The sequence below is a fragment of the Candidatus Cloacimonadaceae bacterium genome, assembly GCA_030693415.1.
Taxonomy (GTDB): domain Bacteria; phylum Cloacimonadota; class Cloacimonadia; order Cloacimonadales; family Cloacimonadaceae; genus JAUYAR01.
The window spans coordinates 1-11060 of sequence record JAUYAR010000128.1 but is presented as its reverse complement, the minus strand read 5'-3'; the positions used below and the strand labels follow the sequence as shown (position 1 = coordinate 11060).

At 46.4% G+C, this 11060-nt stretch carries 8 protein-coding genes; 6 read left to right on the top strand and 2 right to left on the bottom strand.

All coding sequences use genetic code 11. The features are described 5' to 3' along the window. Window positions 1-424: 424 nt before the first annotated feature. The 6 genes from Q8M98_07900 (at window position 425) to Q8M98_07875 (ending at window position 7430) form a co-directional block, all read left to right on the top strand. Complete coding sequence (locus Q8M98_07900; protein ID MDP3114687.1) at window positions 425-952, top strand: hypothetical protein; 528 nt, start codon at window positions 425-427, stop codon at window positions 950-952. A gap of 13 nt (window positions 953-965) precedes the next feature. Further along, window positions 966-1829 (top strand): DUF1838 family protein, encoded by an 864-nt coding sequence (locus Q8M98_07895; protein ID MDP3114686.1) that lies wholly within the window; start codon window positions 966-968, stop codon window positions 1827-1829. Between the two features lie 16 nt (window positions 1830-1845). Continuing rightward, a complete protein-coding gene (locus Q8M98_07890) occupies window positions 1846-3315 on the top strand; it encodes a T9SS type A sorting domain-containing protein (protein MDP3114685.1) in 1470 nt (489 codons plus the stop codon). A gap of 21 nt (window positions 3316-3336) precedes the next feature. Continuing rightward, the gene (gene obgE / locus Q8M98_07885) at window positions 3337-4347 is read left to right on the top strand and encodes a GTPase ObgE (GenBank protein MDP3114684.1); all 1011 of its coding nucleotides are present in this window, start codon (window positions 3337-3339) and stop codon (window positions 4345-4347) included. Next, window positions 4344-5447 (top strand): DNA-processing protein DprA, encoded by a 1104-nt coding sequence (gene dprA, locus Q8M98_07880; GenBank protein ID MDP3114683.1) that lies wholly within the window; start codon window positions 4344-4346, stop codon window positions 5445-5447. The genes obgE and dprA overlap by 4 nt, the downstream gene beginning before the upstream one ends. 213 nt (window positions 5448-5660) lie before the next feature. Beyond that, window positions 5661-7430: a DEAD/DEAH box helicase gene (locus Q8M98_07875; GenBank protein MDP3114682.1), complete on the top strand. Its 1770-nt coding sequence runs from the start codon at window positions 5661-5663 to the stop codon at window positions 7428-7430. A gap of 190 nt (window positions 7431-7620) precedes the next feature. On the opposite strand, the gene Q8M98_07870 is transcribed toward Q8M98_07875, so the two are convergent. Both Q8M98_07870 and Q8M98_07865 read right to left on the bottom strand, forming a co-directional pair. Continuing rightward, window positions 7621-9300 (bottom strand): AlwI family type II restriction endonuclease, encoded by a 1680-nt coding sequence (locus tag Q8M98_07870; GenBank protein MDP3114681.1) that lies wholly within the window; start codon window positions 9298-9300, stop codon window positions 7621-7623. Then, window positions 9284-10183, bottom strand: a complete 900-nt coding sequence (locus Q8M98_07865; GenBank protein ID MDP3114680.1) for a site-specific DNA-methyltransferase — start codon at window positions 10181-10183, stop codon at window positions 9284-9286. Before Q8M98_07865 ends, Q8M98_07870 begins: the two co-directional genes overlap by 17 nt. Window positions 10184-11060: the final 877 nt, after the last annotated feature.

Here is an 11060-nt window from a genome sequence, read left to right as displayed (position 1 = left end):
TTATCCTACGGACTGGTCATTCGCTTCCAGTTGCTCTCCACCCCACCTCACGGTGACGCAGTTACCTTCGGCTACAGAGTTTTAACGGTGCTCTGAACAGGACTTTCACCTGTCTGATATGTATCGCTCACAGGCGCACGAGCGCCGACGTCCCCGTCGGCGACACGAAGCTCTATCCCACTGCGACAGCAGCGATGACTTTGACACATCTGCCAATTTCGTAAACCATCCACATCTTTGTAACCATCCACAAATCTGTAACCGATCTACAAATCCGTAACCGATCCTGCGGACAGGAACCGACGGGGACGTCGGTAATTCCATAATCATGGAGCGATGAATGGCGATCAAACTGCTTGACAGGAAATGGCAGATGATATTAGAAGTGCACACATAGTTTTCGTCCCGCTCATGAGGAGGATAGATGAGATACCGTGTGATTTTCGTGGTGTATATGTGCCTGTTAATGTCGGGCTTGGCAGCCGAACAGTGGAAGGTCTTTAACAATGAGGAATTGGGCTATAGCGTCAGCTATCCGGCAAACTTTAGCGCTCAATATCAGGATAGTCAATTCTCCGCCTTGCTATCGGACGGATCATCAATGAGCCCGGTCACGCTTACTTTTACCAGCGATTTGCTCAATCCTGAAGATCTGGGCAAAGGTATAGATCAGACTTTGGAGCAGTTTTTAGCCGATTTGCGCACGGAAGTGGAGACGTATGGCTTTGAATTGCTTGAACTGGAGCAAAATAAGAAGGTCAAATTTCAAGGCATGGACGCCACAACAATACTCCTGAACGTGGATATGATGATGTGGCAGATGAAGATGACCGCCATTGTGTTCACCCGCGGAGGCAGGAATTATATGCTGATGATGGGCGCTGTCCATGAGCAATTTGACGATATGTTAGCTACCTTTGAGCAATTCAAAGACAGCCTCACTTTCAAATAGGGAGGGCTTTGCAATGACCCGTGTCCTAATCCCGATCTCTATGGCCGCTTTGATGAGCATCAATCTCCTCTTTGCCGGAGAGATATCCCCAGAGCGCGAATACCTGAATAACTTTATGCGCGTCCGCGGAGACGCTGCCGGAGGGGTTACTCTCTTTCACTGGACGGGAAAGGTCTATAGCATGATCCCCGGTGAAAAACGCATGGAACTCTTTGCCTTCGAGGGATATAACATCGCCAGAACGGTGCCTGCGGAAGAAGGATTTCAACTCCTCACTCGCGAAACGGCTTTCTATATTGATCACCGCACCGGCGAAATCATGGAAAACTGGCGCAATCCCCTGTCCGGCAAGGAAGTTCCAGTCATCCACATCTGGAACGATCCGGTCAACCAAAACCTTAGTTTTTCAGAGGAAGATCTGCGTTTTGTGCGGATGATCCTTCCCAGCACCGATCTTGGCGACGAGGTCGCATTCCATCTGGATATCTTTCCCTTTTATCCTTCTCCGCTACCGCGTAAGGAATACAGCCAATTTTCCCAAAGCGACACCTATTCTGCGGCAGAATTCTTTCAGCTTTTTGCAAGCAGGAATGACTTGGAAAACAAAGACCTGAGCACGGTGCCGGTGAAGATCACCTGGACGCGGATCAGCCCCTGGATGCCTTTCATGCGCATGGGTGACCGCCCCGGAAACCTCGTTTTCGTGTGCCGCGGACGCAAGCTCCCCGGCGGGTTTGCAGACCTGCCAAAACACATCCGGGACTTTGTGATGAAAAAGAATCCCAGCTTCAGCGAACCACCCTCGGAATATAGCGAACCGAACGAGACGAGCTGGACATATTTCAAAAAACTAATGGAACAAGGACTAATCAAATAGATTGAAGGATTTGAACATGAAAAAGATACTTGTGATTACGCTCCTGCTGCTCTGCGCGGCACTCTTTGCCCAAGAAACCATGCCTTTTGGCGGCATCCGGCACAGCTCAGTTTGTGCGGACGGCAATCTGCGCCTGCGTTGGAACGACCTCAGCGGAGGTATGTATCCGCAAGAATGCTGGTATCGCATCAACAATGGCGGTTGGCAAAGCGCGCCGGTGGATAATTCGGACTTGCTCTTCAATCAAGCGCTGCTGCCATATCAGTTTGGACAGACGCTGCGCTATCGGCTCAAAGCGGATGCCAGCTATATGAATGAATCCATAGCATACATGCATCCCGCCTATCTTGGCAGCGACACCTTTCCACCGGTGCTGAATACGATGGCTTTGATCGGCACGGACGCCACCGGGGATTCCATCACCGTCTATGCTCCGGCGCTTGATCTCACGGATTCATACATAGCCGCCACAGCCAATAAGTTCTATTCCACGCTGGCAAACGTGGCAAATAGCTTTCCCACCATGCTCTCGCTCACTTCCTACAACGTGTATCTGACCACGATCATGAATCCGGTTGCGTTGGCGGACAGCGTTGCCTATGCAATGATCTACAGTTTCAACATCGCCGGAGTGATCTCACCCGGGCTGTATAAAGTTGGCATGGACGCGACCGGGATACCGACTTTTGCCCGCATCGGAAACATCCAAAGCCAAGTCAGCGGCGGGAAACTCTATATGGCATGCAATATCAGCGACCTGACCAATGATCCGAATTTCGGTCCCTGGCCAAACGAATCCAATGCCCTGATGTTTTCCAGCGCTACAATGCGTATCAATATAAACTCGGTCACCCTGCAGCCGGAATTTGGTTTCGGAGACTCCGGCAGCTACGGGGTCAACGAGTTTCTTGATCTGCGCTACACAGTACCCCAAAATACCCTGCCGGCACTATCCCAGCCAGGTTTCGCAAACAACATCGTCAGTGTGACCTATACCGATATTAACGGTGATTTCCCACTCATGGCAGAGTTTGTGACCCATGCAAATCAGACGATTCCAATGACGCATCTGAGCAATGACTTTTCCCAGCCTGTGACCTTCACCGGCTTGCTCCCCGTCGGCACCACCGGTGGCACTTTCAGGTTCAGCGACAACGAATCGGACGTCGTGGAACTCGCTTTTCAGATCGTCTCCATCGAGGATGACTACTGCGTTCCAGCCCCCATATCAGTTTCGATGCCAAATCCCTTCAAAGCAGGCGAAATCAGCATCAAGGGACTCGGTTCGGAAATGGTGAAAGCTGAGCTGTTCAATCTGCGCGGGCAGAAACTGGGCGTCATCCATCAGGCAAATCCCGTATCCGGGGAAGTTAGTTTCACCTGGGACGGAAAAGTCAAAGGCAGCAATCCCGGCAGCGGCATCTACTTCATCAAAACAACATCCGGCAAAGCGTATAAATGGCAGCGTTTCGTGATCATTCAATGAGGATAACGGTATAAAGAATATATGTTTATAGATCATTCAAAATTGCGCGTCAAAGCAGGTGACGGCGGCGACGGCGTCGTGAGTTTCCGGCGTGAAAAGTTCGTTCCCAAAGGCGGTCCGGACGGTGGTGACGGAGGCAGAGGCGGAAACGTCTTCGCTATCGGCGACGAAAACGTAAACACCCTGTTGGACTACAAATTCAACAAGCTCTATAAGGCGGAGAATGGAAAATATGGCTCCGGCAACCGCAAAACCGGCGCCAGTGGCGAACACATCTACTTGCGTGTGCCACTGGGAACCGAGATATTTCATCTCAAGGAAGAGGGAAAAAGGGTCAAGCTTGGAGATATCACCCACCACGGCGAGGAACTAATCATCGCCAAAGGAGGACGCGGCGGCAAGGGAAACAGCAATTTTGCCACTCCGACCAATCAGGCGCCACGGCATGCAACTCCCGGCAGACACACCGAGGAGGTCGAACTTGAGTTTGTGCTCAAACTGATGGCGGATGTAGGTTTGGTGGGCTTTCCAAACGCGGGTAAATCCACTCTGCTCAGCGTGTTATCCGCTGCCAGACCAAAGATCGCGGATTATGAATTCACTACTCTCGAACCGATGCTCGGCGTCGTGCGCGTAGGAGATTATCAATCCTTCGTGATGGCGGATATTCCCGGTATCATAGAAGGCGCTCACATGGGCAAAGGCTTGGGAATACAATTCTTACGGCACATCCAACGCACCAGTGTGCTGCTCTTTTTGATCGAAGTAAGCGCTCCCGATCCACTGCTTGTCTATCAAACCCTCCGCGCGGAACTCTATCTCTATGATAAGTTTATGGAAAAAAAGCCCTTCCTGATCGTGCTCAGTAAGCTGGATACCGTTCCGGAAGAAGAACGCGAAACCGTGGTTGATGCGATCTCCGCCCAGTTTAAGAAAAGCTTTGGCACCGATGTATTCCCCATTTCCTCGATCAGCCAGTTCAACCTCGATGAGCTTAAATATAAGCTCTACAGCCATTTGAAAAGTCAATGACCGATACGAACAAGCTTGCTGCATGGCTCTGCCTGAAGAGTAATCCAGAGATCAAGCTCCGCACTGCTCTTGCTATCCTGGAGCGGTATCCCGATCCGCAAGACTTTGTAGGCAAGAGCGAGCATCCGCTTTTTTGCAGCGACCTGCTCAACATCACAGCGAAACAGTATCTGATGGATGGCACGCTGCCACACAACTTTGAAGGCATCCTTAAACTATGCAAACATTATGAGATAGACATCCTCTGCATCACTGATGGGGGCTATCCCTCCACTTTGAAGGAAATCTTCGCGCCACCCTTGATGCTCTATTATCGCGGAGGATTGCTCCAAGCACTCAAATCCATCACTCTGGGGGTAGTCGGAACGCGCAAACCGACTTCCTACGGAATCCAAATGTGCCGCAAATTGCTCGAGCCCGTCTGCGCGAAGGGTGTTTGCATCGTTAGCGGGCTTGCAATGGGCATCGACAGCATCGCACACAGCACAGCGGTCAAAGCCAAAACCCCAACCATCGCCGTTCTCGCCAGCGGAGTGGATAACATTTATCCTCCTCAAAACAGAGAGCTTGCCGCCAAGATCATCGCCAACGGAGCGCTCGTCTCCGAATATGATCCCGGCACCAAAGCAGAAAAGTGGAATTTCCCAGCCCGCAACCGTATCGTCTCCGCTCTTTCACAGGCTTGTTTCATCGTGGAAGGTCCAATCACCAGCGGAGCGCTCTTAACCGCCAAATTTGCCCTTGAACAAAACCGCGATCTCATTGCCCTGCCGGGAAACGTCAACCACCCCAACGCTCAAGGACCGAATTATCTGATCAAAAACGGTGCCGCGCTGATCACCGAGGCGGAGGACATCCTCCATTGTCTTGGCGTTCAGACGGATGCGGAAGTTTCAGAACAGCTTGATATCCTGCCGGATATCTTCCCCGATGAAGTGATCGTGCTGGACTTTTTCAAGCAGGAACAACGCGAGATACACTTTGATGAACTCATTGTGCAGACCGGACACAGCTTTGGCAAGCTTTCCACCATCCTGCTCAACCTCGAGCTGAAAGGATACCTCGCCAAATCCGGAGGCAGCTCTTTCATCCTGGGGTGATTGCCTGTAGCTACTTAGGATTATACAAGTTTAGCCTGATAGAAAGCCCTCTCAAGATAGTGTCCTCGGCGCCGGGAATAAGGGTTTTTGGTGAAAAGAAGCCCCAACCGAAGGGCATAAAGAAGAATAAATACCTTGATTACAAGTATTTCCTTTACAAAAACGGGCTCTCTGAGACAATGACCCCAAAATACACAATAAAGGACCCAATTTGTGACAAAATTCACTGATATCACACTTCCAGAACCTCTTCAACGCGCAGCGGCAGACCTGAATTATGAGCATCCGACCCCTATTCAGGATCAGACCATCGAATGGCTGCTGGAAAATGAAACCGATCTGATCGCCCTGGCACAGACAGGCACCGGAAAGACCGCAGCTTTCGGCTTTCCTACGCTCAGCCAAACCGATATAGAAAAATCCGCGGTGCAGACCATCGTTTTGTGCCCCACCCGAGAGCTATGCATCCAGATCACCAAAGATCTGCAAAGTTATGCCAAATACATGCCCCGCATCAAGATAACCGCAGTCTATGGCGGCGCGCCGATGCAGAAACAAAAAGATGCCCTCAAAGCCGGCGTGCAAATCGTTGTCGGCACTCCAGGCAGAGTCGCGGACATGATTCGCCAGGGCGTGCTCAAGCTTGAACACATCAACCGCCTCATTTTGGACGAAGCGGACGAAATGTTGAACATGGGCTTCCAAGAAGAGCTTTCCGAAATCATGAGCCACACACCAGCCGAAAAGCAAACCATGCTCTTTTCCGCCACCATGCCAAAGGAAGTGGCAGGTCTCGCCAAAGCCTTTATGAAAGAGCCTCATCGCATCAGCGTCGGCAATCAAAACCAAGGCGCGGAGAACATCCTGCACTTTTACTATAAAGTGCAAGCCAGGGATAAATACTTGGCACTGAAACGGATAGCGGACATGAGCCCCAATATCTACGGGATCATCTTTTGCCGCACCAGAAACGAAACTCAAGAGATCGCGGACAAACTTCAGCACGATGGATACAACGCGGATGCCCTTCACGGAGACCTCTCACAGGGTCAACGCGAACTCGTGATGAGTCGTTTTCGCAGTAAGTTTGTGCGTCTCTTGGTAGCCACAGATGTGGCGGCTCGCGGTCTCGACGTCGATGACCTCACGCATATCATCAATTTCAGCGCTCCCACGGAGCCGGACATCTATATTCATCGTTCCGGCAGAACCGGCAGAGCAGGAAAAAGCGGCATTTCCCTCACGATCATCCACAGCAAGGAAATCGGCTTGCTCAAAGCGATGGAAAGACGTCTCGGACGCGAAATAGTCTGGTCTAAAGTGCCCGGCGGCAGAGAAATCTGCGAAAAGCAGCTCTTTCATTTCATCGACACCGTCGAACGAATCGAAGTGGACAACGCCCAGATCGATTCCTTCCTCCCCAACGTCTATAAAAAACTGAGCTGGCTGACCCGCGAAGAACTCATCCAACGCTTTGTCTCGGTGGAATTTAACCGATTCCTGAATTATTACAAGGACACCAAAGACCTCGACCACAGCGGCGAAGCCACCGCCAAAACCGAAAAGAAAGACGTCGCCTTCAAGACCTTCCGCCTTGGCATCGGCTATGTCTCACAAGTGACAAAACGCGACCTGATGCGCTATATCAACCAACTCAAGGTTTCACGCAGCATCGAAATCGGGCAGATCGACATCCTCTCGGATCACACCTTGATCGACCTGGATGCGGAATATGAAGCCCAGTTGCTCAAAGCATTCTCCCGCAACAAATACCAAGGCATCCCTGTTTCAGCCGAAGTGGTGGAATCAACCAGACGGAAAAAATCCGGCAATTACGATCCCAAACCACGGGACCCGAAAACAAGAGACTACAAACCTCGGGATGACAAGCCACGCGCCTACAAGCCCAGTGATGACAAACCACGGGATTACAAGCCTCGTGAATTTACAAAATCCAAATCCTACAAAAAAGACAAATCATAGGTCAAGCAGCCGTTTTCTTCGCGTAACCGGTTTTATTCACAGCCTATAAACAAGAAGAAACGCAAGCGATAATAAGAAGAGATGAAATCATCGTCTCTTCTTTTTTTTGTGCGGTCGTGCCGACTGTCATGACGTTTTAATGCACAAAAACCGCTTCAAACCTGTGAGCTCGTTCTATTCGAAAGTTGGGCTAAGCTGATTGAAGCCATGAATTAATCAACGTATTGATTGAATTTTGCCATAACACTTCAGATAAAGACCCTTTGTGATGGTGCATAATATTGGTTAGCAAATCATATAGTTTTGATGAATTGTTAAAACCACACGATTTGGCGATACTTAAAAGTTTGATAAACTGCTGTAAGGTGATCGGAATAATATTTGTCATTCCACCATGAAATTCAATATTGGTTTTATTTACAGTGAAAAAGTGTGCTAAAGTAGATTGATTTAATTTGGGCGTTATAAAAAGGCAAAACAGAGGTTTAAAAGATGTTTTCATTAAGGTGCCAAAATGCCTCGCAACCGGCTCTCCCTCCATATTGTATTGGGTATATCCTGAAGATAAAGTTACTTCAACCATCAGCAAAAAATTGTCGTATTCTATTACAAGGTCGGGGACTTTACCGGGAGCTGTAGATATCGGTAATCCGTTGATATCAGACTTGAAAAAACCATTTACTTCAAGGGCATAATTTATCATTTCAAAAGCACGCCATGTGTTCCATTCAAAATATAGAGGTGGATCGATAACATCTCTCTTGATGATCTTATCATAAGTCTGGATAATCTCATCAAATTGCGAATAGTTCTTAAGGTTGGAAACAGTTATTAGATTGTTTTCCTGTCTTAGCCGAGATTCTATTTCTTCAATACGGTCTTTAACGGATTCAATAGCTAACAATCTGAATTCGCTCACATCAACATATTTAGAGTATTTGGATAATAGGTTTTCCAATACGTCTCCGTATAACAATGGAGTATCTGATGCAAACAGATAGTTTTGATAATCAGTTTCTCTTTCAAAGATAATTGGATTTCTATCGACGGTTGCTAATATAAACTCTACTTCTGGTATCCTGAAGTTACTGATAACGATCCGATTTTGCGATGTATCAAAAGCCATTAAGGAAGTGGCATTGATGTATCTAATAAAAGCATCAGCGTAATCGAAGAGGTTATGTTTTTTTGTATTAACAAACCTCTTAAGGCTTGTATCTAAACTCTCTCGAGTTGTCAAATCACCATGCTCTATCTGCACTTTATAAATACTAATAATTTCTTTTATCGCGCAGTCCAAGATAAATTGCTTCGCATTTCCTTTGAATTTTGACTTTGACTGACGGTAATCTAAAATCGCTTGTTGTATTTCGTCATACCGGTTAATATGGATTAATTGAGTATAGAATAACGCTATTTCAGTTTTACTGAGACCATTCATATCGCGGATTAATCGTAATAGCTCAAGATAAGGCTTAACCCAGAAGCGGTTGTCGGTGCCTTTATGGTAATTTGATGGTAACTGAAACTTAAGTAATTGTCTGGTTATCGTTTCATGTATTCGTTTACCAGTAAGTAATCTTCTACCGGCATCGGTTAATTCTATAACTGGTTTAAGCTTTACAAACCCCAGTGCTTTTGGAGCTCGAGTTATCCGATCTCTTGCGGCTAAGTTCATATTCTTTGCTTTAACTGTGCCATCAAAGAAATCAGCATTATACAAAGCCTCATAAAAGTCTTCTTGGGTTCGAGTGTCCCACTTAATACCACCAAATGAAGTAACAAGAAACTCTATTTCTGGTATTATCTTCTCGATAGTTCTTGGAGAAGTAAAAGCAAAAAGTGTTTTCGATTTACTTAAACTTGCCATTTGTAATTAACTCCATTAACTGGTTATCTTTCACGTCAATAAGACTGCATGGCTGAAGAATATCATTTCCAAATAACTGATATTCATTAATACGTTCGGTAGTTATCTGAATCGAGGTTGATGAAGTATCGCACCCATAATATATACAATTATGTTTTAGTGCTGCAATTGCAGATGACCCACTACCCATAAATGGATCGCAAACAGTATAATTACATTCTGCACTACCAACAAGCATAAGTTCGAATAATTCAGTTGGTTTTTGAGTTGGGTACTTTGCCTTTGTAACTCTTTTAATTCTCCATACATCTGGAATATTCTTTAGGTTTAAGCTCTTTTTCCCCTTGCTGGCAAAAAGGATGAATTCATGTCTTCGCCTAAAGTAATGCCCCATACCAATATTTAACTTATCCCAAACAACGATATTCTTTACATTGAATACTTCCCTTACCAAAGAACCCAGTGATAAGAGTGAAAATGAATCAAACATGATATATATGTGTCTATCATCCTTTAGCACTCTATAACACTCTTTTAGTAGTTTATAATAGTTTTCTTCAGTATCATGGAATTCTTCAAACCATTTTTGCCCATCGCCCCGATCATTATATTTACCTATTATTTTACCTCGACCCAGCTTAAGCATTTGGTTCATACCTGAATATGCAGGATCTGTAACAATTAAGTCGATAGAATTATCGGGTAGATTCGACAAAAAAGATATGGCATCATTTTGTTCAATTGTGACGCGGGGTTCATTCTTGACTGTTTGAGAAAACTGCCAATGTACAATCTGGTCAAACATTTGACCCTTATAGGGGCTTTCTGACTTTATGCTTAGATTGTGCGGTTTTTCAACCTTTGTGAGATCATCATTGCTCATTATTTCAGGTATCCTCGAGATTTCATTTTGATTTACACCTTGCCACTATTCTCCAACTTCTAATGCTGTCAATTTAAATTATTCTGTTCTCAAATTCCACTATCTTGAGAGTTAATTAAACTTTACCATTTCAAAATGTATACACCTGTCCTACAGCCACTTAGATAACCTATGGTCACTACGCGTGTTTGTGTTTGGTGACCCTTCTTTTGATTGGATTATGGTTAAGATTGAGGGCATTATAGATTTGCTTGTGGTTATCTTCAGCGACGGTAGTATCGCTGATAGGGATTGTCGTGTCTGTTCTGGTTTGCATGGTCGTTAGGATCAACTGATGGTTGCGCGTCACATTACGTGGGGTATTATGGGAGATTGTAAGCCCATTTTTTGGACATTTTTGGCAGATTTTTTACTCCGCAGCATCGGCATGCTGCGCGACCCATTGGGAAGCTGAATTCCGATTCGGCTGTGGGGAATCGGAGTTTCCGCGTTCGTTTCCGCAGCATCGGCATGCTGCGCTACACCGCTCTCCGCCTTGGCTGCGTTAATCAAGCGTAATAAAACTAACCGAAGTTGAGCAAAAAAAACTTGAAAAATCCCATATTTGAATCGTAAGTTATTGATAAATATACAACGAAATTGCTGAAAATGGCCTCATAGTGTCCAAAATTAGAACTACGAGGCGAATTAAAGGCTTGACATCTTTTGCTACTGTTTTTTTGTAGAGCCATGTTTATTAGAAGAAAGACAGTAACAAGCAAAAGAACCGGTAGCACAAGCGTTTACTACCAGCTGGTTGAGTCCGTCAACACGGACAATGGTCCCCGTCTCAATGTTTTATTGCATATCGGTCCATTGGATATAAGCGAGGATGAGC

Coding starts and splice junctions, on each gene's coding strand:
- Q8M98_07865 (MDP3114680.1), bottom strand. CDS start 10,183: ATGAGCAATGATGATCTCACAAAGGTTGAAAAACCGCACAATCTAAGC.
- Q8M98_07870 (MDP3114681.1), bottom strand. CDS start 9,300: ATGGCAAGTTTAAGTAAATCGAAAACACTTTTTGCTTTTACTTCTCCA.
- Q8M98_07890 (MDP3114685.1), top strand. CDS start 1,846: ATGAAAAAGATACTTGTGATTACGCTCCTGCTGCTCTGCGCGGCACTC.
- dprA (MDP3114683.1), top strand. CDS start 4,344: ATGACCGATACGAACAAGCTTGCTGCATGGCTCTGCCTGAAGAGTAAT.
- obgE (MDP3114684.1), top strand. CDS start 3,337: ATGTTTATAGATCATTCAAAATTGCGCGTCAAAGCAGGTGACGGCGGC.
- Q8M98_07900 (MDP3114687.1), top strand. CDS start 425: ATGAGATACCGTGTGATTTTCGTGGTGTATATGTGCCTGTTAATGTCG.
- Q8M98_07895 (MDP3114686.1), top strand. CDS start 966: ATGACCCGTGTCCTAATCCCGATCTCTATGGCCGCTTTGATGAGCATC.